The sequence below is a fragment of the Halorubrum aethiopicum genome, assembly GCF_001542905.1.
Classification (GTDB): Archaea; Halobacteriota; Halobacteria; order Halobacteriales; family Haloferacaceae; genus Halorubrum; species Halorubrum aethiopicum.
On sequence record NZ_LOAJ01000001.1, the window covers coordinates 2929128 to 2956019 of the forward strand.

A 26892-nucleotide genomic window follows, 5' to 3' on the forward strand; every position below is an offset into this window, starting at 1 on the left:
GTCGGCGGGGGATCGCCCGCGAGCGGAATCCAGCAGGGACCGCCGGCTCGCTCGGCCTTTACTACGTGGACCTCCTCCCCCGAGTCGACACTCGATCGTGGCCCGCTTCGGCAACTCTGTACGGCTCCTCGGCAACGCGGAGTTCGCCTCGCTCGCCGGGACCGCCTTCGCGCGCAGCCAGGCGTACTCGACGATCCTCATCGCGCTCGCGTTGTACGCCGACCTCTTCGGAACCACGGGCTTCATCGAGGGGCTGTTCGGAACCGCCTTCGCGGCCGTCCAGCTGCTCGTCGTCCTCCCGCTCGGCCGGGCGGTCGACACGGGCAACGCCAAGCGGTTCCTGCTCGCCGGCTTCCTGATCAACGTCGGCGTCTTCGTGGGGTTCGCGTTCGTCTCGAACCCGGTCCACGTGATCCTCGTCCGGATGGTCCAGGGGCTCGGCGCGAGCATTCTCTGGATCACCGGCGCGACGATCATCGGCGAGATCAGCCCCGACGACGAGCAGGGGCTCTGGCTCGGCTCGTACAACCAGTTCGCGTCGGTGTCCTCGCTCACCGGCGACCTCCTCGGCGGCTACCTGCTGTACGCGTACGGCTTCACCGAGACGTACGCCGTGCTCTCCGTTATCACGCTCGGGAGCTTCCTCCTCGTCTACCGCTTCCTGCGGGACGATCCGGGGGGACAGACCGACCCCGAGGCGGTCGACGGCATCGAGACGTTCCGGTCGCTGCTGGCGCTGCCGATGCTCCGCTCGCTCGTCGTCTTCCGATTCACCTTCAGCGTCGGCAAGATGGCCGTCATCATCTTCCTCCCGATCTACGCCCGGACGACGTTCGACATCTCCGCGTTCGCGATCGGGTGGATCATGGCCGGCGGGAAGGCGACGAAGGCGGTCACGCAGGGGTTCGTCGGCGACCTCACCGACCGGTACGGCAGGCGGCACGCCTTCGTGGCGATCGGGGCGCTGCTGTACGGGGTCGGCACCGCCGCGATCCCGCTCGCGACGTACTTCGAGGGGACCGTCGATCCGGTCACGATCTCGTATCTCGGCGACGCACAGACGCTCGGCGGGGCCTTCTTCGCGCTCTTTGCGGCCTACTCGCTGCTCGGGGTCGCCGACTCGATCCGGCTGCCCGCGAGCATGTCGCTGTTCGTCGACGAGGGCGAGCGCCACGACTCGGTCGCCAGCTCGATGTCGCTGCGTTCCATCTCCTGGAAGGTCGGCCAGGTCGTCGGTCCGGTGCTCGTCGGCGCGACCATGGACGTCACCAGCACCGAGACGGGGTTCCTGCTCGCGGCCGGGTTCATCGGGTTCGCCACGACGCTCTTCGTCGTCCAATCGCGGCGGGCGGCCGCGGTCGAGCCGAGCGGGGCGTGAGCGGCCGCCGGACCGGCACCGACGGATGGACCGCGGGCGACCGCCGGACCGGAACCGATTTGCGCGCGGCGGCGGTACCGCGGCCATGAGCGACAGCGAGGACCTCGCCGACCTGCGGACCGGCGCGGACTACCAGTTCGGATCGGGGGCCGGCCGGGCGCTCTTCCCGCCGGACGAGCCGGTCACGATCCGTCGGTCGAGCGGCGGCCGCCCCCGCCAGGTCATCGCCGGCGACGTCGACGACACGCCCGGGAGCAGCGAGGGCGACCGGATCGTCACCTACGGCACCGACGGGCGGTTCACCCTCGGCGAGGTCGGCGCGCGGCGGATCGGAGGCGCGTTCCCCGAGCCGTCCCACCGGGTCGTCGTCGGCGAGGAGAGCGAGCCGTTCGTCCGCGAGGGGCGGAACGCCTTCGCGAAGTTCGTGACCGCGGTCGACGAGGGGATCCGCCCCGGCGACGAGGTGCTCGTCGTCGACGGCGACGACGCCCTCTTCGCGGTGGGGCGCGCGGAGCTGTCCGGATCCGAGGCGCTCGCGTTCGACAGCGGCGTCGCGGTGAAGGTCCGTCACGGGGTCGGCGGGGAGGCGTGACGCTCGCCCGAACCCTGTGACGCTCGTTCGACCGCCCGACTCACTCGAACGACTCGCCGTCGTCCGGCGGATCCCGCCTCCGCCGATACGTCCGCGCGAGCGCGTAGGTCAACCCGATCACCCCGCCGACGGCGAACACGCCGGGTCCGACGCCGATCGCGACCTCCTCCGGCGTGTTGAGAAACGAGAAGAGGTAGGTGAGCCGTCCGGGCGTCCCGACCGTGAGCGACTCGACGCCGAGCGCTGTCAGGAGGACCGGGCCGCCGACCGCGAGGAGGACGAACGTCGCGAGCGCGGCGACGGCCGCCCCGGCGAGCGCGTCCCAGACGACCGCCGTCACGGAGAGCCCGCGCGGCGCGTCCGTCGCGCGCCCCACGATCCTGACGCCCGTCTCGTGGTCGACGATCCGGACGTGTTCGGGATAGCGCAGCACCGCGACCGTCATCCAGACGTCCGCGACCGCGCCCGCCGCGTTCAGCGTCAGCGGGATCGCGAGCCACCCCCAGCCGAAGGCGAGCATCGCCGGCACGCCGACCGCGGTCATGGTGACGAGCGGGGTGAGGAGGACGACGACGAACTCGTTGCGGGAGAACTCGTGGTCGGTCGTCGCGTACGCGTACGGTAGGATGAAGTGGGCGACCCCGACCCCGTACCGTGGCTCGCCGCCGTAGTACCGGATCGCGAGCCCGTGGAGCCACTCGTGGGGAACGAGGAAGAACGTCCCGAGGAACACGACGATCAACACGTCGATCGGGGCCGCGATCCAGCCGAGCGCCTCGGGAGCGAACCGGAACGACACCCCGCTCCCCGTGACGAACCGGAAGACGCCCGCGAAGAACGTCCACCCGACGATCATCCCGAGCGTTCCGATCGCCGTCATCTGGATCGTCAGCCCGCGAGTGAGTTCGAGCTCTCCGAGGACCTGCTCGGGATCGGCGTCGGTCATGTCGTCCCCGACGTGTCGAGGGGATAAGAACTCCGTCGCTTCTCAGAACACGACCGACAGCCCGAGCGCCTCGACCAGCGAGACGCCCGCGAGGAGCGACCCGACCAGATACCCGCCGATCGCCCCGCCGTTGAGCAGGGGTAAGCCGGCGTGCGGGCGGCCCTTCATCACCCAGCGCAACAGGACGAGCAGGCCGACGAGCGTGCCGCCCATCGCGAACAGCGCCGGGAGGTTGAGTCCGATGAGCGGGACCGAGAGCGCCGCGGCCGGCGAGAAGGTGGCGGCGCTGGCGACCATCACCGCCGGGATCACGGCGTCCCCGAGCCCGATGAAGAAGGCGTCGCGGTCCTCGATGTCGGGAACGTCGTCGGCGACGTCGCGGTCGCCGTCGGCCGCAGTGGGCTCTTCGTCGATCTCGGCGTCGTCGGTCTCGGCGTCGTCGGTCTCGGCATCGTCGATCGCGGCATCGACCCCCTCGTCGTCGACCTCGTCGCCGTCGCCGGGATCGTCGTCGAGAAGCGAGTAGGAGAGCGAGAGGGGGATCACGAGGACGACGGGGATGTTGAGGTCCATCACGCCCTCCGCGAGCGAGAGCATGTGTTCGGTGCCGTACACCGATATCGCGTCGTAGACGGCGAGGAAGCCGAGGAGAACGAGCGCCGGCAAGATCCCGAAGGAGATCCCGAACAGCCCGGCGGCCCCCGCGCCCATCAACACCCCGGCGGCGTCGACGACGTACCACTCGGGGTGGACGAGCAGGCCGACCGCGACCGCGACCGCGGGGACCGCGGCGAGAAGCGGCGGGGCGAACGCCGAGAAGACGTACCACGAGAGCCAGGCGGAGACGCCGACGATGAGCAGCCGGATCGCCCAGTCGAACTCGTAGCGGAACGCCGCGAGCATCAGTCCCGTCATGACGACGATGGCGACGATGTACACCAGGCTGTTCGTCGGGTCCTGCGGGTCCTCGACGGGCTGGTAGCCGCTCTCGACGAACTCGGGGACCAGCGCCAGCGCGCCCAGCTGGACGACGAGGAAGAGGCCGACCGCGAAGGCGACGCCGCGGTACTCGCGGGGGAACATTCGAGCGTACGTACACCGCAGGGACGTATCGTCCTTGCGCTTCGACGACGGGGTCGCGACTCGGCGGGTGGCGTCGGTTCGGGAAAGATCGTGTTCCACGTCCTCGAACGGGTCCGGGTGGTGGTGGGAGCGGGTGGCCCGAACCCACGCCGACGGACGACGGACGGTGGAAGCGAGTGGTCGGCCGACCATGCCCGAAACGGGTGGTCGGCCGGGTTCGTCCGCGGCGTTCGAAGGCAGGCCCAAGCGGGTCAAGAAGGTGTCGTCCGAATTATCCGCGTTGATACTTCGAGGGGATCCGAGGCGGCGGGAGCGACGTCGACGGGAGAGCCGACGGCTCCCGGGTGGCGGCGAAAGGCGAAGGGTGGACGAGAGGCGGGCGGACGGGAGACGGCACCGAACAGCGGACCCCCAGGCTGTGTCGGGCCGTCGCCCGAGGTGGGACGGGCGCGGGTCGTTGTCGCCGAACTTCGACGAGAAAAGCGTCGAACTTCGGCAGCCTTCCGTACGGTGCGCTCGCGTATAAAACCACGGAGATCGATCCGAGACGGGTCCCCGCCGACCCGGGTCCTCGCGCGCCGGATCCCCGTCGACTCGTGCGGTTCAGGCGTCGAGCGCCAACGACCGACGGAGCGCCTCCTCCAGGTTGTCGAGCTCCTCGTCGAAGTTGCGCTTGAAGAAGGACTCGACGCCGGGGAGCTTCCCCTCGACGACGAACTCGTTGGCGAGCCGACAGCCGCCGTCGGTCTCCGTGATGACGTGCTCGCCGGTCACTCGGAACGCGCTCGACTTCCCGACGAACTTCACCCGGTTCGGCGGGTTGCGTTCGACCTCCTCGGTGTCGACCGTGATCGTCGACCGGATCATCGGGATCGGGAGCCCGACGTGCCACGTCGCCCTTCCGTCGCCGTGGACCTCGAAGGTGTCGACCACGCTGATCGCTCCTGCGCGCTTCTCCGCGTCCGAGATGAACGCCCACACCTCCTCGGCGGGCGCGTCGAACTCGAACGTCCGGGAGACTCGGACGGTCATGCGTCCGGCTACGAACGGGGGGAGAATAAAAGGGAGGAGTCGCGGATCCGGGTCCGTCTCACCCCTGGCTCACGCGCCACGTCGTCGAGCGGGCGCGGCCCCACTTCTCGATCTCGACGTCGTCGGCCTTCTCGGCGAGCCGGGGGAGCCTAGAGCCGACCTGTTTGGCGGTGAGACCGATCGCGTCGGCGATCGTCTTCGAGCGGACGTATCGCTCGCCGCGGGTGACGCTGTCCGTGAGGTACGCGAGGATCCGCCGCTCCTCCTCGGTGTACTCGGTCATCGGTGGAGGTTGGTGTCTGACGCGCTTAACGGTTTCTCGTCCGGGAGTCTCACTCGAACGCCTGGACGGCGACGACCGCCAACAGCGCGAAGACGAACGCGGCCGCGAACCCCCATGCCTTGCCGTACTGTGTCGGGTGGCCGTACATCACGACCGCGCCGACGACCGCGACGGCCGACAGCGCGAGCGTCACGCCGATCCCCTTGTCGGACGCGATGGATCCCTCGGTCATACGAGTCGCTTCGCGGGTGGACACTTAGTTCATGCGAACCTGGCGATCCGCGGGACGGGCCGAACCCTCCGGATCCTGAGGGAGCCGTCCCGCCGCTCAGACGATGTCGACGTGGTCGGACGCCTCGTTGAGCGCGAGGTTCGCGGCGATCTCGGCGTTCCGCATGGCGTACTCGGCGGTGTGTTGGAGGCTGACGAGCACCTCGCGGGTCATCAACAACACCTCGTTGTCGAGGTCGTCGGGGAGCTCGGCGAGGATCTCCTGTTCGCGGTCCTCGATCCGGGCGAAGAGGTCGCGACACTCGACGGTGAGGTCGTAGTCGCGCTCGACGACCGCCCGGACCGCCAGCGCGGTCAGCTCGTCGACCTGGTCCGTGAACTCGCGGATCTGCCGCATCGTGGCCTTGTCGACGTCGAGGGTGTGGCCGTCCGCCTCCATCACGATGTCGGCGATGTCCTCGGCGTTGTCGGCGGTGAGCTCGAGGTTCTTCGCGACGGAGCGGTAGCCGATGAGCGGGAACCCCTCCTCGAGCCCGACCGCGCGCGCGAGGTTCGGGTTTTGGTAGGCGGTGAAGATCAGCCGCAACAGGAGCACGAAGATCTTGTTCGCCTGCCGCTCGCGGTTGAGCGCGCGCTGGGCGAGGTCGGCGTTGCCGTGCGCGAGCGCCTTGACCGCCTCGCCGCGCATCGTCGAGCCGGTGTTCTCCAGCCGCTCGAGCAGGTTGTCGAGCGTGAAGTCCTCGGGGTCGACGGAACACCGGATCGAGATGTCCTCCGGCGTCTCCTCGATGACTCCGAGCCCCATGAGCTGCGTCTCCGCTTTGTACACCGCGTTGATGTGCTCGCTGTCGAGGGTCCCCTCGCTGCGGACGTGGATCACCCGCCGACCGAGCACGTACTGGGCGACGACCGCCCGCTCGAGCGCCTGCGCGTCGAGCCCGTCCGCGTTGATCACCGCCTCCGACTCCTCCGAGCTCACCGACTCGGGCAACACCGTGAGCGTGCCCTTCCCGCCCATCCGCAGGGAGACCTCGTCGCCCTTGTTCACGCCGTGTTCCTGTGCCCACTCGGCGGGGAGCGTCATCGCCAGCGTCGACGGCCCCAGCCGCTGGACCTTCCGCGTTTCCATATCCCTCGGTATCGTGGGAGATACCTTAACCTTGTTCCTATGTTCATTATACGCTCGATCAAATATACAAGGTGATCGAACGTCGAGTTGTGAGTCCGCGAGCGACCCGCCGAGCGCGATCCGGGGAGTTCTCGGGAGCGATCCGCGGGCTTATACCGATCTGCGTCGACGGGAGGGTATGACCGATCGGGTGCTCGTCGTCGACGACTCCGCGTTCCAGCGGACCGTGGTTCGGGACGCGCTGGAGGGCCCCTTCGAGGTCGTCGCCGAGGCGGAGAACGGTGCGGAGGCCGTGGAGCTGTTCGAGGCACACGAGCCGGACGCCGTGTCGATGGACGTCGTGATGCCGGAGCTGACGGGGATCGAGGCGACCCGAGAGATAACGGGCCGATGGCCGGAGGCCGTGGTCGTGATGTGTACGAGCGTCGACCAGGAGGAGAAGCTGATGGAGGCGGTGAAGGCGGGCGCGGACGGCTACGTGACGAAGCCGGTGGACCCCGACGAGTTGGTCGCGGAGCTACGGAACAACGTCCGGTGACCGGGCACGTCGACCGGCCCGGAAAGGGAGAGAGCTAGCCGAGATCGGCCGAAGCCCGACCGATTCGGGGGAGGGACCGGTCGACTGAGCGCGCGACGCCACGGAGGAGGTCGCCGCGACCTCACCGCGACCCGCGCTGAACCGCCATTCCGGCGAGCGAGAGCAGCGCGACGAGCGCGGCGACCGGGCCGAATCCGGGCACGCCGTCGTCGGTGGGTCCGCCGGTTCCGGCGTCGTCGCCGTTCGTCTCGCCGTCCCCCGCACCGTCGGTTTCGCCGTCGGCGTCGTCCGAGCCGTCGGCCGCGGCGTCGCGGTCGACGGCCACCGTCGTCGAGGCCTCGTCGACCGGGCCGACGACGCTCACGGTCGCGACGTCGGCGTCGCCCGACGCCGGAACGTCGACCTCGCGCTCGATGGTCGTCTCGCCGCCGGCGTCGAGGCGGACCGGCTCCGTCCCGACCGGCTCGCCGTCGACCCGGAACTCGAGGTCCGACCCCGCGGGGATCGACGCGTCGTTGGCGACGGTCGCGGTCACGGTCACCGACCCGCCGACCGTCACGCGGTCGGCGTCGACGGTGACCTCGCGGACGAGCGGGTCGGCGGGTTCGGAGACGGCGACGGTGAGCGTCTCGCTGCCGACCCGGACCGCGTACTCGCCGGGCTCGGCGAACTCGCGGTCGAACCGCTCCGTCGTCGCCTCGTCGGCGTCGAGGGTTCCGTTTCGGCGCTCGACCGTCTCGCCGTCGACCGACAGCGACAGGTCGTAGCTCCCCTCCACGCCGCCGGTGTTGGAGACGTCGACCGCGAGCGCGAGGGACTCCCCGGTGACGAGCCGAACCGGGTCGCGGTCGACGGTTCGGTTCCGGTACTCGCCGCTCGCGCGGACGCCGTCGTCGGCGATCGCGTACCCGATCCGCGCGGGGGTCCCGCCGAACGCCTCGGCGTGGGCGTCGCGGTCCCACGTCTCCGGGACCGCGCTCGTCGTGACCCAGCCCTCGGCCGCCTCGCGGACCGCGGCCGCCGCCTCGTCGTCGCCGCTCTCCCCGGCGGCCGCCTCGACCGCGTCGAGGAACGCGCGGTTCGTGACCGGGCCCGAGTCGTCGTTGAGGTCGCGGAAGACGGTCGCGAGCGACGCCCGCCCGTCGCTGGCCAGCCGGATCCGACGGTCGATCTCGCCGGCGACGAGCGACCCCTTGGTGTAGTCGGCGTTCCGTCGCCACGTCGCCGGATCCGCGAGGACCGACGAGGCGGCGGGGTCGCGCTCGCCGCGAGCCAGCGTCCGCTGGAAGTCGTCGAAGTCGGTCGCGCCGCGCTCGAGCGCGAACAGCGCGGCGTAGTAGGTCGCGCTCGCCTCGGTGAACCACTCCGCGCTCGCCTCCGGGTCGTACGCCTGCCGCGTGTGGACGTACTCGTGGGTCCACACGTCGTCGGCGGTCCCGGCCGGCTCCTCGTCGCGGACCCACAGGTCGGCGTCGCCGGTCTGGAGCCCCCGAACCGCCCAGGTCACCTCGCCGGTGGGGGCCGCGATCGCGACCACCTCGTCGTCGACGCCGCCCACGCGGAGGGCGTCGCTCGCTCCCTCGAACGCGCCGAAGACCTCCTCGGGCGTCGCCTCCATCGCCGCCGCCTCGGGCACGATCAGCCGGTATCGCTGGTCGTCGCCCTCGTGGACGCGTTCCTCGTACGGTCCGAGAAACGCCATCGCCTGGGAGGCGACGCCCTCGCCGTCGACGACGTTCTCCCGGGCGAATCGGAGCTGCGTCTGGCCCGTCTGTGACCACGCGATCCGGTGCCGCGGCGTCCGCACGAGCGCCCACTCCCCGGTATCGACGAAGCGGTAGGTGCCGCCCGTGGCCAGCGGTCCCGACTCCTCGACCGAGACGTTCGCGTCCATCGCGTACGTCAGCGACGGGCGCTCGGTCTCGCCGTCCCACTCCCAGGTCTCCCCGTCCGCGCCGTCGACGGGCTCGAACCCGTCCGCCTCGACCGCGTCGTCGTTCGCGGTCAGGAGGGTGATCTCGAGGCCGGTGACGCGGTCCGGGAGGTGCGCCGTCGCGGTGACGGCGACGGTCCCGGTCTCGTCGGTCGCGGAGAGCTCGCTCCGGACGCCGATGGTGTCCTCGTCGCCCACGTCGGCGTGACCGTCCGACCCGCCGAGCGATCCCGTCGGGCCGTCCGAAGCCGCGTCGTCCGCGAACGCGAACGTTCCGGTCGGCTCGGCGGGAGCCCCCGCGTCGGTCGATCCGACGGCACCCGGACCGACGCCCGCGGCGGCGGCGGGCCCACAGAGGAGAAGCGAGACGGCCAACAAGGCGACGACGACGGCGCGAACGCCGGGAGACGACCCCAACCGATGCATGGCCGATAACCGTCCGTCCGCGGTTTAGTGTTATCCCTCGGGGTCGAACTCCCGTGGGTCGCGCACGGGTCGGGAAAGGGGGGAGGGAGCGTGTGACGAGTCCCTCCGGGGCGACGTACGCGTGCGAGTACCATAGTTATTGGCACCATTTTCCGGATCTCTCTCCGACTCACCGGTGGAGAGATCGGATCCGCGCTCTCAGACGGCGTGAACGCGGACGGTCCAGAAGTCGCGGAACGCGTCCTCGAGGGCGTCCTCGGGGCGGCCGGTCGCGTCGGTCACGTCGGTGTCGTCGGCGAACTCGCGGACCTCCCCGAGCACGCTCCGCTCGCCGACGACGACGGTTCGCTCGACCGCCTCCGTATCCCGGCCGCCTCCGGCGTCATCGAGGTCGGCGAGGGCGTCGCGGGCACGCTCGAGGTGCTCGTCGATCTGACCCTCGCGCCGGCGCTCGAAGCGCCCCTGCGAGAACCCGCCCTTGGAGTGTGCGCCCTTCACGTCGGAGGTGAACCCCTCGAAGTCGACCCGCTCGTCGCCCTCGTAGATCCCCAGCGCGAACGTGTCCGACCGGACCAGCGCGAACGCGAACCGGCCGGTCGGGCGGAACCACTCGTCTGGCAGTCGGGGGCGGTCGGCCCACCGGTCGAAGGGGTCCGGCTCGATCGGCGTCGAGAGCGCGGCGCTCACCGCGCCCGTGTCGTCGACGACGACGACCGCGGGCGCGGCCCGCCGGACGAGCGGCGTGCGGTCGCCGAACTGGTCCGCGACGGTTCCCGGAACCGCGTCGTCGGGGACGAACGCGGTGAGTACCCCCTCCGGGTCGTCGCTCTCGATCCCGCGGAGCCGGCCGAGCACGTCGTCGAGACGCCGGCCGTACGCGTCGCTCACGCGGCGGAACTCGACGGTCTCCTCGTCGCCTTCGGCGCGCTCGACGCGGTCCTCCAACGACTCGATCCGCTGTTCGAGCCGGTTGACGCGCTCCTCGGCGCGCTGGCGGTCCGCGACCGCGTCCGACCGCCGCTCCTCTTCGGCCTCCGCGCGCCGCTCGAGGTGGCGCTTCTCCTCTTCGAGCTCCGCGATCCGCTCCTTCAGCTCGGCGCGCCCGAGCAGCCGGTCGATCATGGGGGCAGGTCCCGCGCCGCCCCCAAAGGTGCGTCGACCGGCGACACGCGGACGTCGAGTGGAGAGATCTATCCGAGTGCGGTGGCGCGCCGGTGAGCGGTCGCCGCAGGCGACCGCGAACCCGACCGCGAGGGACGCCACGAGCGCTTGAAAAGCGCGAGTGGCGAGGCTGGGGAGGCGTGAGGTGCGGTGCTATGCGGGGCGGGGTGGGACTCAAAGGGGCAGCCGGGAGGCGGGCGCAGGCGACGTAAGCACCGCAACGAAGGAGCGATAGCGACTGAGTGAGGAGCGCAACGAGCGTGCGCCCGCCTCCCGGCTGGGGCTTTGGACGTGTTCACCGCGCCAGCAACCTCGTATAGCCGAGCGGCCGGGGTTTTGGCGGTGTCGTCCGTAGTCTTCTCTACTGTTTCGTACTACCGAACGACTGGATTTCGTAGATGCTGTTCGCCCCGGAAACCCCGCCCGAACGCTTCGATCGAGCGTCCTCAGACGTCGACGTACGGCTCCCACCCCTCCCACCGGAGGAGGTTCTCGGCGCGGTCGGCGTCCGCGAGCAGGACGTTCCGCCTGGACGGCAGATCGTCGTCGGCGATCGATCGGGGGACCGCGAGCGTCCCGCTCGGGACCCCCTCGTCGCCGTCGACCGGGATGTGGCCCGCGTCGAGTTTCATCACCAGCGGCGCGTCGAGTCGCTCGATCCCCTCGCCGTCCGCGTACAGCTGCTCGTTGACCCGCTCGTGGTCGGCCCGCTGGATGGCGGCCCGGTCGCCGTCGTGGGGCTCCACGTACAGTTCGCCCAGGTAGTATCCGCTCGAGAAGCGTTCGAACATTCTGTGCGTGCTAACCTCTGCCACGATCACATATAAGCGTTACTCGCGAATGAACGATCCTGATACTCGTCGGGTGACGACGACACGAGAGGCGGTGTCCGGATCTCGGTTAGTCGATGGTTCATCGTGCCAGCACGGAGAACACCGACAAAAATCTCGGCCAGGAGTATACGCAGTTGCTAGCGCGGTGAACACGTCCAAAGCCCCAGTCGCGAGGACTCGGGGGCACCGGAAGTCGGTCGTCTCGTTTCACTCGACGCTGCGACTTCCGAGGTCTCGTTCGCTTCGCTCACGAGACCCTCGCTGCGCTCCTCGGTCGTTCGTTTCACTCACTCCCTGTGGTGCTTACGTCGGCCGCCGTCGTCCTCGCGACTGCCCCTTTGAGTCCCCCCGCCCGACCGCAACCGCCACGCAACCGCAGCCTCACGCCTCCCCAGCCTCGCTGCTCGCGCTCTTCGAGCGCTCGCAGCGTCCCTCGCGGTCGGGTTCGCGGGCCTCTGGCCCGCTCACCGGCGCGCCACCGCCCGGATCGGTTCACGGAGGTCTCGATCGTTATTCCTTTTCGCCCTCGGAGTGACGCGCGACCTCGTGCCGCCCGAAGCCGTAGCGCAGCCGGTTTGCGAGCCGTCGCGAGAACCGGCCCTCGTTGCGCGAGTCGAACCGCTCGGCGAGCGCCCCGTAGATGAGCGGAACGGGAACCTCCTGCTCGAGCGCCTCCTCGACGGTCCAGGTCCCGGTCGACCCGCCCGCGACGTGGTCGGCGACGTCGCCGAGGTCGTTGCCCTCCTCGCGGAACGCCTCCTCGCAGAGCTCGAGCAGCCACGACCGGATCACCGCGCCGTTGTTCCAGGTGCGGGCTATCGACTCCATCTCGAGGTCGTACCGGCCCTCCGCGAGCAGCTCGAACCCCTCGCCGTACGCCTGCATCAGCGCGTACTCCACCCCGTTGTGAACCATCTTCACGTAGTGGCCCGAGCCGGACTCGCCCATCCGGTCGTGGCCGTCGGGACCGGTCGCGACCGCGTCGAGGACGGGCACCATCGCCTCGTACGCCCACTCGGGACCGCCGACCATCAGGGAGAAGCCCTCCTCGGCGCTCGCGGGCCCGCCGGAGGTCCCGCAGTCGAGGTAGGCGGCGTCCGTGGCCTCGGCGCGGCGGACCGACGCCTCGAAGTGGGAGTTGCCGCCGTCGACGACCACGTCCTCCTCCCCGAGGTGCGGCTCGAGGTCCGCGAGCGTGGCGTCGACCGCGTCGCCCGCGGGCACCATGAGCCAGATCCGCTTGCCGTCGCTCTCGTCCGGGCCGCCTCCGTCCTCGACATCCGGCCCGGCTCCGTCTCCCCCGTCCGACCCGTCGAGCCGGTCACAGAGGTCTGCGACGGAGTCCGCGGGCTCCGCGCCCGCCTCCGCGGCGGCCGCCGTCGCCTCCGCCGAGAGGTCGAACGCGACCACGTCGTGGCCCGCCGCGAGGCTCCGGTCGACGACGATCCGCCCCATCCGCCCGAGTCCGATGACGCCGAGTTCCATGCGCGAGGGGTCGCCGCCGCCCGCCCTAGTGGTTCCGGTTCGCCGGGGCGGTCCCTCCGGCCGAGCGACGCGTCAGGCCTCGCTCTCGCCGAGGTGCGCCCGCAGGGTGTCGACGTCCTTGTTGCCCGCGCCCGTGTTCAGGAGGACGACGGTGTCGTCGGGGCCGAACTCGCCGGACTCCGCGAGCGCGAACGCCCCCGACGCCGCCGCCGCGCACGTCGCGCCGACCTCCAGACCCTCCTCGCGGGCGACCGTGATCGCGGCGTCGAGGATCTCCCGGTCGGTCGTCGCGACCGCGCCGCCGTCGGACTCGCGGATCGCCTCGAGGATCAGCGGGCTCGCGCCCGGATCGGGGATCGCGATCCCGTTACAGGCGGTGTCGACCTCGTCGTCCGCGAGCGGCTCGTGGCGGTCCGCGCCCGCCTCGTAGGCGTCGACGACCGGCGCACACCCCGCCGCCTGCGCCGCGTACATCGGGACGAGGTCGTCGCTCCAGCCGAGCGCGCGGGCCTCGCGGGCCGCCTTGTGCATCCCGACGAGCCCGACGCCGCCGCCGGTCGGGTAGACGACCGCGTCGGGGGCCTCCCAGTCGAGCTGCTCTAGGAGCTCCAGCGCCATCGTCTTCTTCCCCTCGTGGCGGTACGGCGTGACGAACGTCTTCGTCGAGTACCAGTCGGGGTGGTCCTCCATCGCCGCGGCGTAAGCCCGGCCGGCGTCGCCGATCTGCGAGTTGCCGCCGACAGGGTCGGTCACGGTGAGGTCCGCGCCGTGGACCTCCGTCATCGCCTTCTGGGTGAACCCCGCCCGCGACGGGAGGAAGACGTGCGCGTCGAGGTCGGCGCGGGCCGCGTACGCCGCGGCCGCCTGCCCCGCGTTGCCGGCGCTGTTCAGCGCCACCTCGCTCGCGCCGTGCTCGCGCGCCGCGGTCATCGCGAGCGACTGCCCGCGATCCTTGAACGTCCCCGTCGGGTTCGCGCCTTCGTCCTTCAGAAGCACCCGGCCGACGCCCATCGCCTCCGCGAGCGCCGGACACTCGACGAGCGGGGTGTCCCCCTCCCCGAGCGTCACCGCGGCCTCGCGGGTGAACGGCAGCAGCTCCTCGTAGCGCCACATCGACTCGCCGGGGCGGCGCTCCAGCTCCGCCGGCGTCAACTCGACCCGGTCGAGGTCGTAGCTCGGGTCCAAGATTCCGTCACAGTCCGGACAGCGGTGGGTGGCCGTCGCGGCGTCGAACGTCTCCCCGCAGTCGACACACGAGAGCCCCTCGAAGGCGTCGGTGGTCTCCATGCGCGGGGATCACACACCGGGGGACTTCGCTCCATCGGTCGACGAAGGTCGCCGTCGAACCGGGAACTCGATCCCCGATCGGCTCGGGGATCAGTCCTCGACCGGCTCGGGGATCACGTCGGCCGCGGCGAGGTCGGCGAGGTCCTCGTCGGCGTAGCCGTACTCCTGGAGGACCTCCTCGGTGTGTTCGCCGAGCATGGGCGGGTGTCGGCGGACCGTCACGGGCGTCCGCGAGAACTTCATCGGCGATCCGGGCACCTCCACGGTGCCGACCTCCGGGTGATCGATCTCCAGGCGCATGTCGCGCGCCTCGATCTGCGGGTCGTCGAACAGCTCTTCCATGTCGCGGACGTGGCTCGCGGGCACGTCGTGGCTGGTGAGCGTCTCGACGGCCTCCTCCGTCGTCATCGCGCCGAACTCCGCTTCGAGCTCCGCGTCGAGCGCGTCGCGGTTCCGCACGCGCTTCTCGTTGACCTCGAACCGCTCGTCGGCAAGCAGGTCCGGCCGATCGAGCGCGTCGCAGAGCCGCGGCCAGAAGGAGTCCGCCGAACAGCCGACGACGACGTAGTCGTCCGCCGTCTCGTACGCCTGGTACGGCGCGATGTTCGGGTGTTTGCTCCCCATCCGTCCAGGCGGGTCGCCGCTCGCGAAGTAGTTCGCCGCCATGTAGCTCATCCAGGCCGCCTGCCCGTCGAGCAGGCTCACGTCGATCTTCTGGCCCGTGCCGTCGCCGAGCTCGCGTTCGAGCAGGGCGGCCAGGATCGCCTGGGTGGCGTACATCCCCGCGCCGATGTCCGCGAGCGCGACGCCGACCCGGACCGGCGGCCCGTCCTCGACGCCCGTGATCGACATCAGTCCGCCCTTCGCCTGCATCACGATGTCGTACGCGGGCGCGTCGCGGTCGGGCCCCCACTCGCCGTACCCGGAGAGGCCGCAGTAGATGATCTCCGGGTTCTCCTCGGCGAGGTCGGGGTAGTCGAGCCCCCACTCCGCGGTCTTGCCCACCCGGAAGTTCTCGACGACGATGTCGGCCTCGCGGGCGAGGTCGCGGAACACGTCCCGTCCCTCCTCGCTCGCGAGGTTCAACACGACCGACCGCTTGTTCCGGTTGACGCTGGAGTAGTAGGCACCCTGCGCGTTCTCGCCCTCGCCGAACGCCGGCGGGACCCACGTCCGCGTCTGGTCGCCAACCCCGGGTCGCTCGATCTTGATCACGTCGGCCCCGAGGTCGCCGAGCTGCATCGTACAGAACGGTCCCACGAGCACGCGGGAGGCGTCGAGCACCGTGACGCCGTCCAGCGGCCCGGTGTCTCCCGACGGGTCGCGCGCCTCACCGACCATGGTTGCCTCGCATTCCTCGCATACGCGCACCTCCGAGCCGACCGGCATAAAGCCCTCGTCGCCGGCCCCGGTGGCCGAGTCGGTAACCATTAACTCGTCGGGGGAGACAGGCGGAGTATGGACCTCGAAATCGAGGGCAACGTGGCGCTGACGACGGCGTCCAGCGACGGGCTCGGAAACGCTGCCGCGACCGCGCTCGCCCGCGAGGGCGTCAACGTCGTGATCAACGGCCGCGACGGGGACCGACTCGACGCGGCCGCCGAGGAGCTGCGCGAGGAGGCCGCGGGCGACGCGCGGATCCACCCCGTCCAGGGCGACCTGACGGCGGAGGAGGACGTGGTCGGCCTCGTCGACGAGACGCTCGAGGAGTTCGGCCGCTTGGACCACCTCGTCACCTCCGCGGGCGGCCCGCCGTCGGGCCCGTTCCTGGAGACCGACGACGACGACTGGTATCACGCGTACGACCTGCTCGTGATGAGCGTCGTCCGGCTCTGCCGCGAGGCGGCCGACCCGCTGCGCGAGGGCGACGGCGGCACCATCGTCAACGTCGCCTCCCGGTCGGTGAAGGAGGCCATCGACGGGCTCGTCCTCTCGAACTCCGTCCGCATGAGCGTGATCGGCCTGGAGAAGACGCTCTCGAAGGAGCTCGCGCCCGACGTGCGCGCCAACGCCGTCCTCCCCGGCCCCCACGAGACGAGCCGGATCGAGGACCTCGTGAACCAGGCCGTCGAGCGCGGCGAGTACGACACCTACGAGGAGGGGCTCGCCGCCTGGGGCGAGGGAATACCGGTCGAGCGCATCGGCGACCCGATGGAGCTCGGCAACACCGCCGCGTTCCTCTCCTCGCCGAAGTCGGGGTACATCAACGGCCAGTCGATCGTCCTCGACGGCGGCGCGGGAAGCGCGAACCTGTAACGGCGGCTCGGCGTTCGGTTTCCGGCACGCGGTCGTGACGGCGGTCGCTTCGGCCGCGTCGCTTCACGCGTGCGTCGTCATCGGATTTTTAACTCACCGACTCGCTGAACCCGCCGAACTCGTCGGACTCGCCGAACCGATCGGGCGAGCCGAGCGGCGATCCGAAGGCGGAGTCAGGCCGACAGCGTGCTGATCCCGTTTATCTGGACGTACCCGAAGCCGCACTCCGGACACCGCCACTTCGTCTTCTCCCCGAGGTGGAGGGTCGTCGCCGCCGTCCGGTAGAACGCGTGCGTCTCGCCGCAGTCCGGACAGTCCACGTCCTTTTCGAGCGCCATGTGCGTGTACGGGTCCGGAGCCGGTTTCAAGCTATTGATCCCGCGGACGATCGGACGGAACGCGGCGACCGACGTCGGTCAGACCGCGGTGACCCACGCCTTGTACGTCTCGTCGAGCCCGTACACCTCCCGGAAGGCGCGCTCGATGAACCCCGCGACGCGGTTCGCGTCCGACCGCGCGGTGACGACCGCGTTCGTGCCCTCGGCCTCCTCCGGCGTCACGAGCTCGTCGATCCGGAACTCGGGGAACTCGGAGAGGAGGTCCTTCAGACGGTCCAGTTCGTCGTCGGTACAGTCCATGACGAGCTCGGTGCCCGCGAGCTGGATCCACGGGGGGAGTTCCCCGCCGTCCGTCACGTCGCTGTCGGGGTCGACGTCGACGGTCATCACGTCGCTCGACCGGGCGCGGTGGGCCGCCGCCGCGTCCGCGAACAGCGCCAGCCGCTCGGACTCGGTGGCGGCGTCGAATCGGGTCATGTCGTCGTCTCGTCGCCCTCGCGACTTAAACTGCCGCGGTCGGCGGGGCTACCGCTCCGTCTCGGCGAGCACGTCGTCGACGAGCGCGAGCGTCCGCTCCGTCTCGGCGACCCGGTCGTCGATCTCGCCGGAGGCGATCAACGCGAGTCCCTCGTCGTCCAGCGCGTCGCGCACGACCGCGGCGCGTCGGAGCCGCTCGTACTCCTCGGAGCGCGCGAGGTCGCGGATCGACCGGAGCTCCGCGACCGTCTCGTCGGCGGCGATCCGCGAGACGAGCGGGATCAGCTCGTCGATCTCGTAGGCCAGCTCGTCGCCCGGTGCGGGCGGCCAGTCGAGCGTCAGCGGCTCCGCGTCGATCCGGTCGAGGAACGTCCGGTGGACGGCCACCGCGGTCCGGAGCGCGCCCACGTCGTCGACGTAGTGTTCGAGCTTCGAGTTGGAGTAGTCGGCGTACTCGAGGAGGGTGGGGATCGGCTCCTCGCCGGCGGGGTGCTCGTCGACGTACTCGCGGAGGTCCGCCGGCGGCAGGTCGGCGTCGACGAAGGGGGTCGCGTCCGCGCGCTCGAGGAAGTCCAAGACGTCGCGGGCCGACTCCGAGGAGTAGAACTCGCGGAACCCCTCGCGGACCGCGTCGTTGTACCCCTCGATCGGCTCGCGGAGCCGCGAGACGTCGGCGTCGAGGTCGGCGTCGGCCATGTCGGCGATCTCGCGCAGTTCCTCGAGCCGGTCGGCGAGGGCGCGTCGGGCGTCGGTGGCGACCTTCCGGGCGCGCCGGTACTCGTCGACCGCGTCGTCGCGGTCGGAGAGCAGCTCGACGTAGTCGCCCGCGGGTTCGAGCGCCTCGCGGGCCGCGGCGAAGTCGGACTCGGAGAGCCGGCGCTTGTCGACGGCCTCGTCGGCGGCGGCGAACGCGTCCGCCGCGGGGGTGTCGTCGTCGACGTCGACCGCGTTCGCGAACTCCCCCTCGAACTGGACGTACGAGCCGAAGTCGCCGGTGCCGACCGCGTCCTCCTCGTACTGGTCGAGCACGCGGTGGGCCCGCCGGTAGGCGTCGGCGGCCGCCTCCACTCGGTCCCGACCAAGGTCCGCGATGCGCGACTCGAGCCGGGAGAGCTCGTCGTAGCGCTCGCGGAGCTCCGCGGCCGCCTCGCCCGCGGACCGGACGGCGTCGGGGCTCGAATCGGGGTCGGGATCGGTGCCGCCGTCGGCGACGACCCGCCGGCTCCCGGTCTCGCCGCGAGCCATCAGTACACCTCGTCGGGGTCGAAGACGCGCTCGCCGACGTGCTCGCCGTCGATCGTGCGGTGGAAACACGACCGGTGGCCGGTGTGACACGCGCCGACCGACTGGTCGACGAGGTACAGCAGCGTGTCCGCGTCGCAGTCGACACGGATCTCCTCGACGGCCTGGGTGTGGCCCGAGGAGCCCCCCTTGTGCCAGAGCTCGTCGCGCGACCGGGAGTAGTAGTGGGCCTCGCCCGTCTCGCGGGTTCGCTCGAGCGCCTCCGGCGAGACGTACGCGAGCATCAACACCTCGCCGTCCTCGGCGTCCTGTGCGATCGCGGGGACCAGCCCGTCCTCGCCGAACTCCACCGCCACCTCGGCGTCCGCGTCGGCCTCGCTCATACCTCGCCCGAGGCGGGCCCCTCGAATAGTCCTTGTGTCTGTTCCCGTCTCGGAGCGCCAGGGGATCGATCAGTACGATCCAAACACCGACCGATCGCGGTGGCGCGCCGCCGAGTGCCCCGCAGGGGCACGAGGAGCCCGCGAGGGACGCTGCGAACGAAGTGAGCAGCGAGGCTGGGGAGGCGTGAGGTGCGGGGCTGTGCGGCGCGGGGTGGGACTCAAAGGGGCAGTCGGCTCCGGGAAGACGGCCGACGTAAGGACCGCAGGAGCGAACATAGTGAGCGACGAGGACCGCAGCGAGGCCCTCGACCGGAGCCGGCTGGGGCTTTGGAGATGTTCTCCGTGATCGTGATCACCGCGCCAGCAACGACACCGTTCTCATCACCTCGATCATTCACGAAACACCCGTACCACTAACATCCAACTCTCGCGGATGCTTCTCGATCGGAGAGACGAAGCAAAACCGGGATCCTCACTCCAGAGCGTGTGACGCGGCCACCCGTCTACTCCCGGCGCAACACGAGCGCGTCGCCGTCGGCGTACGCGTCCGGCCGGCGGTCGACCACGTCGAACCCGCACGCCTCGTAGAGCGCGAGCGCGGCGTCGTTGTCGGGGTGCGCCTGGAGCGTCACGGGACCGTTCGCGTCGGCGACTATCGCCGCGAGGAGCCCGCGGGCACGACCCTCCCGGCGGAAGTCGGGGGCGACGACGAGTTCGGCGAGATGACAGCCGGGGCGGGTCGGGGCGTCCACCGGGAGCGCGTAGCCAACGACCGAACCGCCCTCGGCGACCGAACCGCCCTCGGCGACGCCCGCGTCGTCTGCCGCGCGGCCGTCAGCGACGCTCACGAACCCCGACCCGATCGCGATCCCGTACTCCAGCAGGTCCGGACTCGGCTGCCGGAGGTGCGCCTGGAGCGTCCGGACTCGGCCGGCGTCGACGGGACGAAGGGTCCGAACCCGCGGGTCGGAGAGCGCGTCGAGGTCGGTCATCGGATCACCCGACAGCGACGCCGACGCCGACCGCGAGGACCGCCCCCGAGAGCGTCGCGAGGAAGTTCACGGTCTGGTTGCCGATCCGGCCCCCCTCGATCAGCGCGCCGAGGACGCTGTCGACGGTCATGCCGAACGCGCCCGCGAGAACGACGACGACGCCGGACCGGAGGAGGTCGCCGGCGACGACGGAGTCACCGACGGGGAGAGGGAGCGCCGCGAGGAGCGCGATCAGCGCCGCCCCGGCGACCCCGGCGACGCCGCCCTGCCACGTCACGGCCCCGTCGGTTCCGGGATCGACCGGCCGGAGCGTCGTGATCAGCCGCGGGGCGTCGAAGAGGCCGCCGATCTCCGAGGAGAGCGTGTCCGCCATCGCGGTGGCGACCGCGCCGGCGAACGCCAGCCGGAAGACGGACTCCGGAACCGCGAGGTGGCCGGCCGCGGCGTAGCCGAGGAGCGCGGCGAGCGCGACCGCCGAGTTGGCGAGGACGTTCCCCGTCCCGCGCGCGCCCTGGTTCTCCTGTGCGACGCCGCGGTCGGCCTTCTCCTCGAAGCGGTACTTCGAGGCGAGCCCCCCGCCCGCGTAGAAGGCCATCAGCGTGAGGAACCAGGCCACGCCGCCGAGCACGACGGTGAGAAGCGAGAGCAACACCCCGGTGAGCATCCCCGGCACCGAGGCGGCCCCGAGGGCGTACGAGACGTAGCCGAGGGCGGCCGTCACGGCGAGCGCCGCGACGACGCCGACGGCGGTCACGGTCGGGTCGAGCGCCGTGAATCCCCACGCGACCAGCGCGACGACGACGACCGTGATGTGGGCGTCCCGCGCGTACACGAGCGAGCGGACGAGCGCCCCGGTCAGGACCGCGACGGAGCCGAGGAACGCGAACGCGGGGAGCGAGCCGACGAGGGCGCCGAGCCCGCCGGCCGGGACGCCCCGAACGGCCGGGGCCACGGCCGCGAGCGTCCCGGAGACGACCTGTCCGGCGACCGCGGCGACGCCGCCGGCGACGAGGTAGCCGGCGACGAGCCGGAACTCGTCGTCGGAGCGCGTCCGGACGAGCTCGCGGCCGAGCCGGCCGCCGCCGACCGCGAGCGCGGCCGCCGCGAACGCTCCGGCGGGCAGCGGGACGGGCGGGAACGTGGCGACGACGGCGAGGCCGGCGAGCGCGAGCGCGAACGCGCCGACGCCGTAGAGGCGCTCCTCTTCCCTGTCGCCGGGAAGCGCGAGGGTCTCGAACCACTCCCCGTCGCGGATGGCGAGGAGGAACGCGCCGGCGGCGACCAGGAACGGGGCGGCGGCGGCGGAGCCGAGCGCCGGCGCGAACGCCGCGAGCGCGGCCACCGCGGCGAACACGCTCGCGCGTCTGACCCTCCGATACACACCGACGAGTATCCGCGACGACCACTTAACCCTCCCGACAGCGGGGCGACGCGTCGACGGTCGCCGGCCGAACAACCGGAGCGGACGGAACGGCGCGAGAAACAGCGTTCCGGCGGACCCGACGGTACACGTCTCGGAACGGAGACGAACTCGACGCGTCTCAGTACCGGTACTCGTTGAACTGGACCGCGTGGCCCTCGATGACCGGGACCTCGTCCTCGGGGTCGGCCTCGTCGTCGTCCGCGGCCACGTCGTGTGAGTCAACCGCTGTCATACCCGGGTAGTTGCCGTACTCCTACATAAACTATGCGGAAATAACGTCCGGTTCCGCTCCGGTCAGAGCACCCGGTCGATCTCGCCGAGATCGTCGAGGACGTGGTCGGGTTCGACGTCGCTCGCCGCGAGGTCGCCCTCGTCGGTGACGCCCGACAGTACGAGAACGGTGGTCATGCCGGCGCGCGCGCCGAGCTCGATGTCGGTGTCGAGGCGATCGCCGACGACGAGACACTCCTCGGGCGGGTACGGGAGTCGCTCGCGGACCGCCTCGATGGCGGGGTCCGAGGGCTTGCCGAGGACCACGTCGGGGTCGCGCTCGGCGACGGCCGCGACCGCCCGGATCACCGCGCCGGAGCCGGGAACGTCCCGCTCTGCCGCGGGGATGACCACGTCGGGGTCCGTGCCGATGAAGGGGATTCCCCGCTCAAGCGCCCACAGCGCCGCACAGAGGTCGTCGTAGTCGAACGACCGGTCGATCGAGGCGACGAGCGCGTCGGCGGCGTCGACGTCGTCCGTCGTCGAGAGCCCCGCGTCGTCGAACTGCCGCAACAGGCCGGGCGCGCCGAGACAGAGCAGGTCGTCGCCGGCGTGGTGCTCGCGGAGGTACGCCGTGGTCACGCTCCCGGCGGTGATCACGTCGGCGGCGGTCGCGTCGTACCCCGCCGCGCCCAGTCGGTCGACGTACGCCGGCGGCGCTTTCGTCGGGTTGTTCGAGACGAACAGCGTCTCGACGCCGGCCTCGCGGAGCCGACGGTACCCCGACGGCGCGCCGGGTATCGGGTCGTCGCCGCGCACGACCGTCCCGTCGACGTCGAGGACGGCACCGGAGAAGTCCATGTCCGTTCCTGGGTCGCCGTCGCCGTATGGGTTGCGCTCGCCGGCGCGTCGGGGCCGTCGGCCGACCGAGTGGCATTCTCGTCCCAATATCGTGATCGGTCGCACGCACGGGATAACGGAAGCGTAAAGCGGCACCGGTCCGAATCGAGGTGTACTGTGACGACGACCCAGGTGACCCTCGTCCAGATCGACAACTACGGGCCGTGGACGGTGACGCCGAAGCCGCGACGGGAGATGGACCTCCAGAGCCTCCAGTCCCGACTCTTCGCCGACATCGCCGAGTTCCTCGGCCACCGCGACGGGTACGCCTTCTTCACCCGCTTCGACAACATGATCGCGGTGACGAACGGGGTCGACGGCGACGCCCACGCCACGCTCCAGGAATCGATCGGCAACCGCTACCCGGTGACCGTCAGCCTCGGGACGGCCGTGAGCGATCGGCCGATCGACGCCCTCGAGGCGGCCAACGGCCGGCTCCAGACCGAGGGGAGCGCGCAGGACGAGGGCCGGACCGAGGTGCTCGCCGGCGAGTATCTCACCGAGACGAGCCCCGGAGACGTCCAGATCGCCCACTTCGACGTGGTGAACGTGACCGGCAAGTACACCGACCGGCTCAACGAGTTCGACACGTTCATCGACATCGAGCGGGCGTACGCGTCGCTGATGCGACACCTCCGGCGCGAGCACGGCGCGCTCTCCTTCTTCGTCGGCGGCGACAACGTGATCGCCGTCTGCCCGAACATGCCCGAGTCCGCGTTCGTGGACGCGGTCGACCACGTCGTCGCCGACGTCGACGTGGAGCTCCAGGTCGGCGTCGGTCGGGGCGCGTCCGCCCACGAGGCGGGCTTCGCCGCCAAACACGCGCTGGAGGACTGCCGCCACGGCGGGACCGCCGTCGAACTGTTCGGCGCGCCGGCCGCGGGCGACTGAGATGGGCGATCGGGGCGGCGGCTCCGAGGGCGAGGCCTCCGAGGCCGACGAGGGGGCCGATGCCCCCCATGTCGGGATCGTCGTCTACGGCGACCTCGACGCCCGCTCCGGGGGATTTCTCTACGACCGACGGCTCGCCGACCACCTCGCGGCCCGCGGCTGGACGGTCGAGGTCGTCTCGCTGCCCGAACGGTCCTACCGGCGGTCGCTCCTCACGAACCTCGCGCCCGGACTGGTCGACCGCCTCGAACGCTTCGACGTCGTCGTCGAGGACGCCTACTGCGGCCCGTCGCTGTTCCTCGCGAACCGCAGGGTCGGGACGCCCGTGGTCGCGTTGGTCCACTACCTCCGGTCGGCGGTCGTCGGCGAGGCGGTCGGGGACCGCGCGGTCCGGGCGATCGAGCGCGACTACCTCCGGACCGCGGACGCGTACGTGTTCAACAGCCGGCCGACGCGGGAGGCCGTCGCCGAGCTGTGCGGAGTCGACGACACCGGGGAGCAGCCCCCGTTTCCGGGCATCGTCGCGCCCCCCGCCGGCGACCGGCTCGGGACCGCGCCGGCGCTCTCCGGCGACCGACTGACGCGGGACCCGTTTCGGGTGGTCGCCGTCGGCAACGTCACCCCGCGGAAGGGGATCACGACCCTGATCCGGGGGCTGTCGCTGCTCGACGACGGGATCGACTGGCGGCTCCGCGTCGTCGGCGACGTCGGCGTCGCGCCCGAGCACGTCGCGTCGCTGCGGGCGCTCGCCGATCGACGTGGAGTCGCGGACCGCGTCGCCTTCGCCGGCCGCGTCGACGACGACGCCCTCCGGGAGGAGCTGCGCTCGGCGCACCTCCTCGCGGTCCCCTCTCGGTACGAGCCGTTCGGGATCGTCTACCTCGAGGGGATGGCGTTCGGGCTGCCGGCGATCGCCTCGGCGAACGGCGGCGCGAGCGACTTCGTCGGCGACCACAACGGCGCGCTCGTCCCGCCCGACGACGCCGAGGCCGTCGCCGACGCGGTCGGGCCGCTGGCGCGCGACCGCGACCGCCTCCGCCGGCTGAGCGAGGGGGCCCGCGAGACCTTCCGGGAGCACCCCACCTGGGAGGAGACCTGCGGGCGCGTCCGCCGGTTCCTCCGCGGGATCGTCGAGGGCGAGACGGGCGAGGGACCGGACGCGGCCGTTGGCTCCGGGAACTCTCACGAGTGATAATTCGCGTGTGGCATTTTTATACCCATGCCGAGAACGGCCGGATAGAATGTCAGAAGAGATAGTCTTCGTCTGTACGGCCGAGGGGTGTGACGCCGGACCGTGGGAGGGGGCTCACGACGCGATGGCCCACTGCGAGGAGACCGCGGACCACGGCTACACCGGTCGCCCGCGCTCGGAGGTGGACGAGGTGATCCCCGCGACCGCGGTCGAGAAGCGCGACAACCGGAACCTCCAGCACAAGGGCCACCCTGAGGGCGCGCTGGCGAACGACGACTGAGGCCGCCGACCCTCCGGCCCCGACCTCACTCCTCCTCGAACAGTCCGAGGTCGTCCGCGACGAGGTCGGCCAGCTGGTCTTTGAGTCCCGGGTCGACCTCGGCGACCTCCTCGCCGCCGTGTTTCCCCTCGTTGTGCCGGGAGAGCGCGTCCGCCACGTCCGAGAGCGGGACCCGCGTCTCCGTCTCGCAGTCGGTACACACGATCGGGACGGTCGGCTCCTCGGAAGACATCGCTCGGAGAGTGGCGGGTGGGCGGTATAGTCCTTCGGGGACGTGGCGCGCGTCGTGATCGGACACGGATCGGATCGGATCGGATCGGACCGAACCGGACCGAACCGGATCGGACCGGATCGCGAGCGACGACGACTCGAAAACCCCTAAGTCACGGCGACCCAACCTCGCGTATGGTCGAGGCACCAGCGACGGAGGAAGGGTGGTTCGCGCTACACGAGTTCCGGTCGATCGACTGGGACGCGTGGCGCGACGCGCCCGACCGGAAGCGGGAGCGCGCCGTCGAGGAGGGCCGATCGTACCTGCTCCACCGTGAGAAGCTCGCGGCCGCCGACGCCGGGGACTCCGCGGTCTTCTCCGTGCTCGGGCACAAGGCGGACCTGTTGACGATCCACTTCCGGCCGACGCTCGACGAGCTGTCGACGATCGAGCGGGGCTTCGAGAACACCGCGCTCGCCGAGTTCACGACCACCGAGTCGTCGTACGTCTCGGTCACGGAGGTGTCCGGCTACGTCTCGGACGCCTACTTCGAGGGCGACGAGGAGGAGGTCGACGAGGGGCTCCGCCGGTACATCGAGGGGAAGCTGAAACCAGAGATCCCCGACGACGAGTACGTCTCCTTCTATCCGATGAGCAAACGCCGCGGCGAGGAGTACAACTGGTACGCCCTCCCCTTCGACGAGCGCGCCGAACTGATGTCCGGCCACGGCGACGTCGGCCGCGAGTACGCCGGGAAGATCAAACAGGTGATCGCCTCCTCCGTCGGCTTCGACGACCACGAGTGGGGCGTAACGCTGTTCGGGTCGGACCCGACGGACATCAAGGACATCGTCTACGAGATGCGGTTCGACGAGGCCTCCTCGCGGTACGGCGAGTTCGGGCGGTTCTACGTCGGCCGCCGGTTCCCGCCCGAGGACCTCGGCGCGTACCTCGCCGGCGAGCCGGTCCCGACCGGCGACGCGGGCGGCGGGGGCGACGCTGACGGCCACCACGGCGGGGCCGACGCGCACGACCACCACGGCGAGGGCGGCTCGGCTCACGGCGATCACCCCCACGGGGACGGGAGCGCCGGCGGCGAGGGCGATCACCCCCACGGCGGCGACGACCGCTCCCACGGCGAGGACGACGCCGAGGGGTCCGCCGACGCCGACGACATCCGCGGCGAGCTCGCCGACCTCGACATCTACGCCGGCAAACCCCACGGCGAGGACGTGTTCGCCACGGTGCTGTACAGCGAGGCCGACGTCGACGACCTCTTCGAGGAGGTCCAGGGGCTCCGCGCCAACTTCGACCACTACGGCACGCACGTGAAGACCGCGGTGTACGAGGGTCGATCGACCGACCGCGCCGCCGTCGTCTCCCTCTGGGAGACCGCCTCGGCCGCCGAGACCGCCGCCGGGTTCCTCTCGGAGCTGCCCGAGGTCGTCGGGCGTGCCGGCGAGGAGTCCGGCTTCGGGACGATGGGGATGTTCTACACCGTCAAACCCGAACACCGCGAGGACTTCGCCGACACCTTCGACGAGGTCGGCGAGGCCCTCGCCGGGATGGAGGGCCACCTCGAGACGGACCTGATGGTGAACGTCGAGGACGAGAACGACATGTTCATCGCCAGCCAGTGGCGCGCGAGGGAGGACGCGATGGACTTCTTCCGCTCCGACGACTTCCGCGAGACCGTCCAGTGGGGCCGAGAGGTCCTCGCCGACCGGCCGCGACACGTCTTCCTGGCCTGAGACGGCCGG

28 protein-coding genes are annotated in these 26892 nt (G+C 71.0%); 8 read left to right on the plus strand and 20 right to left on the minus strand.

Annotated elements, in window-relative coordinates; genetic code table 11:
* The first annotated feature begins 97 nt into the window (after positions 1-97).
* Complete coding sequence (locus tag AXA68_RS14020; protein WP_066418002.1) at positions 98-1378, plus strand: MFS transporter; 1281 nt, start codon at positions 98-100, stop codon at positions 1376-1378.
* Positions 1379-1463: 85 nt separating this feature from the next.
* Positions 1464-1970, plus strand: a complete 507-nt coding sequence (locus AXA68_RS14025; RefSeq protein WP_066418005.1) for a PUA domain-containing protein — start codon at positions 1464-1466, stop codon at positions 1968-1970.
* A 40-nt stretch (positions 1971-2010) separates the two neighbouring features.
* Here the strand turns inward: AXA68_RS14025 and AXA68_RS14030 are convergent, their stop codons facing one another.
* The 6 genes from AXA68_RS14030 to AXA68_RS14055 all read right to left on the minus strand — a co-directional run bounded on the left by AXA68_RS14030 (position 2011) and on the right by AXA68_RS14055 (position 6674).
* Positions 2011-2916, minus strand: coding sequence for a DUF3267 domain-containing protein (locus AXA68_RS14030; RefSeq protein WP_066418007.1), 906 nt, complete (start codon positions 2914-2916; stop codon positions 2011-2013).
* A gap of 42 nt (positions 2917-2958) precedes the next feature.
* On the minus strand, positions 2959-3999 hold the full coding sequence (locus AXA68_RS14035; RefSeq protein WP_066418009.1) for a presenilin family intramembrane aspartyl protease PSH: 1041 nt from the start codon (positions 3997-3999) through the stop codon (positions 2959-2961).
* Positions 4000-4602: 603 nt separating this feature from the next.
* Positions 4603-5031 (minus strand): CoxG family protein, encoded by a 429-nt coding sequence (locus AXA68_RS14040; RefSeq protein WP_066418011.1) that lies wholly within the window; start codon positions 5029-5031, stop codon positions 4603-4605.
* 58 nt (positions 5032-5089) lie between these two features.
* Positions 5090-5314 (minus strand): DUF7123 family protein, encoded by a 225-nt coding sequence (locus tag AXA68_RS14045; protein ID WP_066418012.1) that lies wholly within the window; start codon positions 5312-5314, stop codon positions 5090-5092.
* A 49-nt stretch (positions 5315-5363) separates the two neighbouring features.
* Complete coding sequence (locus tag AXA68_RS14050) at positions 5364-5546, minus strand: DUF7525 family protein (protein WP_066418014.1); 183 nt, start codon at positions 5544-5546, stop codon at positions 5364-5366.
* A 96-nt stretch (positions 5547-5642) separates the two neighbouring features.
* Entirely contained in the window at positions 5643-6674 is a 1032-nt protein-coding gene (locus AXA68_RS14055) for a phosphate signaling complex PhoU family protein (RefSeq protein WP_066418015.1), read from the minus strand.
* Between the two features lie 178 nt (positions 6675-6852).
* Between AXA68_RS14055 and AXA68_RS14060 the strand changes: the two genes are divergently transcribed.
* Positions 6853-7212, plus strand: coding sequence for a response regulator (locus AXA68_RS14060; RefSeq protein WP_066418016.1), 360 nt, complete (start codon positions 6853-6855; stop codon positions 7210-7212).
* Between the two features lie 121 nt (positions 7213-7333).
* Here the strand turns inward: AXA68_RS14060 and AXA68_RS14065 are convergent, their stop codons facing one another.
* From AXA68_RS14065 to AXA68_RS14090, 6 genes are all read right to left on the minus strand, one after another.
* The gene (locus AXA68_RS14065; RefSeq protein ID WP_066418019.1) at positions 7334-9571 is read right to left on the minus strand and encodes a PGF-CTERM sorting domain-containing protein; all 2238 of its coding nucleotides are present in this window, start codon (positions 9569-9571) and stop codon (positions 7334-7336) included.
* Between the two features lie 198 nt (positions 9572-9769).
* Positions 9770-10693: a Vms1/Ankzf1 family peptidyl-tRNA hydrolase gene (locus AXA68_RS14070; protein WP_066418022.1), complete on the minus strand. Its 924-nt coding sequence runs from the start codon at positions 10691-10693 to the stop codon at positions 9770-9772.
* 485 nt (positions 10694-11178) lie between these two features.
* Positions 11179-11523 (minus strand): DUF5802 family protein, encoded by a 345-nt coding sequence (locus tag AXA68_RS14075; RefSeq protein WP_066418024.1) that lies wholly within the window; start codon positions 11521-11523, stop codon positions 11179-11181.
* Between the two features lie 552 nt (positions 11524-12075).
* Positions 12076-13050 carry an NADP-dependent phosphogluconate dehydrogenase gene (locus AXA68_RS14080; protein ID WP_066418027.1) on the minus strand — a complete coding sequence of 325 codons (975 nt, stop codon included), beginning with the start codon at positions 13048-13050 and terminating at the stop codon, positions 12076-12078.
* 72 nt (positions 13051-13122) lie between these two features.
* Positions 13123-14337 carry a threonine synthase gene (locus tag AXA68_RS14085; RefSeq protein WP_066418029.1) on the minus strand — a complete coding sequence of 405 codons (1215 nt, stop codon included), beginning with the start codon at positions 14335-14337 and terminating at the stop codon, positions 13123-13125.
* 90 nt (positions 14338-14427) lie between these two features.
* Complete coding sequence (locus AXA68_RS14090) at positions 14428-15678, minus strand: CaiB/BaiF CoA transferase family protein (RefSeq protein WP_066418031.1); 1251 nt, start codon at positions 15676-15678, stop codon at positions 14428-14430.
* Between the two features lie 117 nt (positions 15679-15795).
* Between AXA68_RS14090 and AXA68_RS14095 the strand changes: the two genes are divergently transcribed.
* Entirely contained in the window at positions 15796-16593 is a 798-nt protein-coding gene (locus AXA68_RS14095) for an SDR family oxidoreductase (protein WP_066418033.1), read from the plus strand.
* Positions 16594-16766: 173 nt separating this feature from the next.
* Here AXA68_RS14095 and AXA68_RS17165 read toward each other — a convergent pair whose 3' ends face one another.
* The 7 genes from AXA68_RS17165 to AXA68_RS14125 form a co-directional block, all read right to left on the minus strand.
* On the minus strand, positions 16767-16931 hold the full coding sequence (locus AXA68_RS17165; RefSeq protein ID WP_179233961.1) for a DUF7838 family putative zinc beta-ribbon protein: 165 nt from the start codon (positions 16929-16931) through the stop codon (positions 16767-16769).
* A 78-nt stretch (positions 16932-17009) separates the two neighbouring features.
* The gene (locus tag AXA68_RS14100) at positions 17010-17408 is read right to left on the minus strand and encodes a hypothetical protein (RefSeq protein WP_066418035.1); all 399 of its coding nucleotides are present in this window, start codon (positions 17406-17408) and stop codon (positions 17010-17012) included.
* 48 nt (positions 17409-17456) lie between these two features.
* Complete coding sequence (locus AXA68_RS14105) at positions 17457-18653, minus strand: DUF7118 family protein (RefSeq protein ID WP_066418038.1); 1197 nt, start codon at positions 18651-18653, stop codon at positions 17457-17459.
* Positions 18653-19033, minus strand: a complete 381-nt coding sequence (gene hisI / locus AXA68_RS14110; RefSeq protein WP_066418039.1) for a phosphoribosyl-AMP cyclohydrolase — start codon at positions 19031-19033, stop codon at positions 18653-18655. The genes AXA68_RS14105 and hisI overlap by 1 nt, the downstream gene beginning before the upstream one ends.
* A gap of 503 nt (positions 19034-19536) precedes the next feature.
* Positions 19537-20025 (minus strand): GNAT family N-acetyltransferase, encoded by a 489-nt coding sequence (locus AXA68_RS14115; protein WP_066418040.1) that lies wholly within the window; start codon positions 20023-20025, stop codon positions 19537-19539.
* 4 nt (positions 20026-20029) lie between these two features.
* Positions 20030-21406: a DUF92 domain-containing protein gene (locus AXA68_RS14120; RefSeq protein ID WP_066418043.1), complete on the minus strand. Its 1377-nt coding sequence runs from the start codon at positions 21404-21406 to the stop codon at positions 20030-20032.
* Positions 21407-21742: 336 nt separating this feature from the next.
* Positions 21743-22519 carry an HAD-IIA family hydrolase gene (locus tag AXA68_RS14125; protein WP_066418046.1) on the minus strand — a complete coding sequence of 259 codons (777 nt, stop codon included), beginning with the start codon at positions 22517-22519 and terminating at the stop codon, positions 21743-21745.
* Between the two features lie 156 nt (positions 22520-22675).
* On the opposite strand from AXA68_RS14125, the gene AXA68_RS14130 reads away from it, so the two are divergent.
* The 3 genes from AXA68_RS14130 to AXA68_RS14140 are packed head-to-tail and all read left to right on the plus strand — an operon-like array spanning position 22676 to position 24921.
* On the plus strand, positions 22676-23449 hold the full coding sequence (locus AXA68_RS14130; RefSeq protein ID WP_066418048.1) for a GTP cyclohydrolase III: 774 nt from the start codon (positions 22676-22678) through the stop codon (positions 23447-23449).
* 1 nt (position 23450) lies between these two features.
* The gene (locus AXA68_RS14135; RefSeq protein WP_080505268.1) at positions 23451-24641 is read left to right on the plus strand and encodes a glycosyltransferase family 4 protein; all 1191 of its coding nucleotides are present in this window, start codon (positions 23451-23453) and stop codon (positions 24639-24641) included.
* 49 nt (positions 24642-24690) lie between these two features.
* The gene (locus tag AXA68_RS14140; RefSeq protein WP_066418049.1) at positions 24691-24921 is read left to right on the plus strand and encodes a hypothetical protein; all 231 of its coding nucleotides are present in this window, start codon (positions 24691-24693) and stop codon (positions 24919-24921) included.
* Between the two features lie 25 nt (positions 24922-24946).
* Here AXA68_RS14140 and AXA68_RS14145 read toward each other — a convergent pair whose 3' ends face one another.
* Positions 24947-25153, minus strand: coding sequence for a hypothetical protein (locus AXA68_RS14145; RefSeq protein ID WP_066418051.1), 207 nt, complete (start codon positions 25151-25153; stop codon positions 24947-24949).
* A gap of 173 nt (positions 25154-25326) precedes the next feature.
* Between AXA68_RS14145 and AXA68_RS14150 the strand changes: the two genes are divergently transcribed.
* Positions 25327-26883: a heme-binding protein gene (locus AXA68_RS14150; protein ID WP_066418053.1), complete on the plus strand. Its 1557-nt coding sequence runs from the start codon at positions 25327-25329 to the stop codon at positions 26881-26883.
* Positions 26884-26892: the final 9 nt, after the last annotated feature.

What these genes read in the sequence shown, in the direction of transcription:
- AXA68_RS14025 (WP_066418005.1), top strand. Translation starts at nt 1,464, where the DNA reads ATGAGCGACAGCGAGGACCTCGCCGACCTGCGGACCGGCGCGGACTAC.
- AXA68_RS14030 (WP_066418007.1), bottom strand. Translation starts at nt 2,916, where the DNA reads ATGACCGACGCCGATCCCGAGCAGGTCCTCGGAGAGCTCGAACTCACT.
- AXA68_RS14035 (WP_066418009.1), bottom strand. Translation starts at nt 3,999, where the DNA reads ATGTTCCCCCGCGAGTACCGCGGCGTCGCCTTCGCGGTCGGCCTCTTC.
- AXA68_RS14040 (WP_066418011.1), bottom strand. Translation starts at nt 5,031, where the DNA reads ATGACCGTCCGAGTCTCCCGGACGTTCGAGTTCGACGCGCCCGCCGAG.
- AXA68_RS14045 (WP_066418012.1), bottom strand. Translation starts at nt 5,314, where the DNA reads ATGACCGAGTACACCGAGGAGGAGCGGCGGATCCTCGCGTACCTCACG.
- AXA68_RS14050 (WP_066418014.1), bottom strand. Translation starts at nt 5,546, where the DNA reads ATGACCGAGGGATCCATCGCGTCCGACAAGGGGATCGGCGTGACGCTC.
- AXA68_RS14055 (WP_066418015.1), bottom strand. Translation starts at nt 6,674, where the DNA reads ATGGAAACGCGGAAGGTCCAGCGGCTGGGGCCGTCGACGCTGGCGATG.
- AXA68_RS14060 (WP_066418016.1), top strand. Translation starts at nt 6,853, where the DNA reads ATGACCGATCGGGTGCTCGTCGTCGACGACTCCGCGTTCCAGCGGACC.
- AXA68_RS14065 (WP_066418019.1), bottom strand. Translation starts at nt 9,571, where the DNA reads ATGCATCGGTTGGGGTCGTCTCCCGGCGTTCGCGCCGTCGTCGTCGCC.
- AXA68_RS14070 (WP_066418022.1), bottom strand. Translation starts at nt 10,693, where the DNA reads ATGATCGACCGGCTGCTCGGGCGCGCCGAGCTGAAGGAGCGGATCGCG.
- AXA68_RS14075 (WP_066418024.1), bottom strand. Translation starts at nt 11,523, where the DNA reads ATGTTCGAACGCTTCTCGAGCGGATACTACCTGGGCGAACTGTACGTG.
- AXA68_RS14080 (WP_066418027.1), bottom strand. Translation starts at nt 13,050, where the DNA reads ATGGAACTCGGCGTCATCGGACTCGGGCGGATGGGGCGGATCGTCGTC.
- AXA68_RS14085 (WP_066418029.1), bottom strand. Translation starts at nt 14,337, where the DNA reads ATGGAGACCACCGACGCCTTCGAGGGGCTCTCGTGTGTCGACTGCGGG.
- AXA68_RS14090 (WP_066418031.1), bottom strand. Translation starts at nt 15,678, where the DNA reads ATGGTCGGTGAGGCGCGCGACCCGTCGGGAGACACCGGGCCGCTGGAC.
- AXA68_RS14095 (WP_066418033.1), top strand. Translation starts at nt 15,796, where the DNA reads ATGGACCTCGAAATCGAGGGCAACGTGGCGCTGACGACGGCGTCCAGC.
- AXA68_RS17165 (WP_179233961.1), bottom strand. Translation starts at nt 16,931, where the DNA reads ATGGCGCTCGAAAAGGACGTGGACTGTCCGGACTGCGGCGAGACGCAC.
- AXA68_RS14100 (WP_066418035.1), bottom strand. Translation starts at nt 17,408, where the DNA reads ATGACCCGATTCGACGCCGCCACCGAGTCCGAGCGGCTGGCGCTGTTC.
- AXA68_RS14105 (WP_066418038.1), bottom strand. Translation starts at nt 18,653, where the DNA reads ATGGCTCGCGGCGAGACCGGGAGCCGGCGGGTCGTCGCCGACGGCGGC.
- hisI (WP_066418039.1), bottom strand. Translation starts at nt 19,033, where the DNA reads ATGAGCGAGGCCGACGCGGACGCCGAGGTGGCGGTGGAGTTCGGCGAG.
- AXA68_RS14115 (WP_066418040.1), bottom strand. Translation starts at nt 20,025, where the DNA reads ATGACCGACCTCGACGCGCTCTCCGACCCGCGGGTTCGGACCCTTCGT.
- AXA68_RS14125 (WP_066418046.1), bottom strand. Translation starts at nt 22,519, where the DNA reads ATGGACTTCTCCGGTGCCGTCCTCGACGTCGACGGGACGGTCGTGCGC.
- AXA68_RS14135 (WP_080505268.1), top strand. Translation starts at nt 23,451, where the DNA reads ATGGGCGATCGGGGCGGCGGCTCCGAGGGCGAGGCCTCCGAGGCCGAC.
- AXA68_RS14140 (WP_066418049.1), top strand. Translation starts at nt 24,691, where the DNA reads ATGTCAGAAGAGATAGTCTTCGTCTGTACGGCCGAGGGGTGTGACGCC.
- AXA68_RS14145 (WP_066418051.1), bottom strand. Translation starts at nt 25,153, where the DNA reads ATGTCTTCCGAGGAGCCGACCGTCCCGATCGTGTGTACCGACTGCGAG.
- AXA68_RS14150 (WP_066418053.1), top strand. Translation starts at nt 25,327, where the DNA reads ATGGTCGAGGCACCAGCGACGGAGGAAGGGTGGTTCGCGCTACACGAG.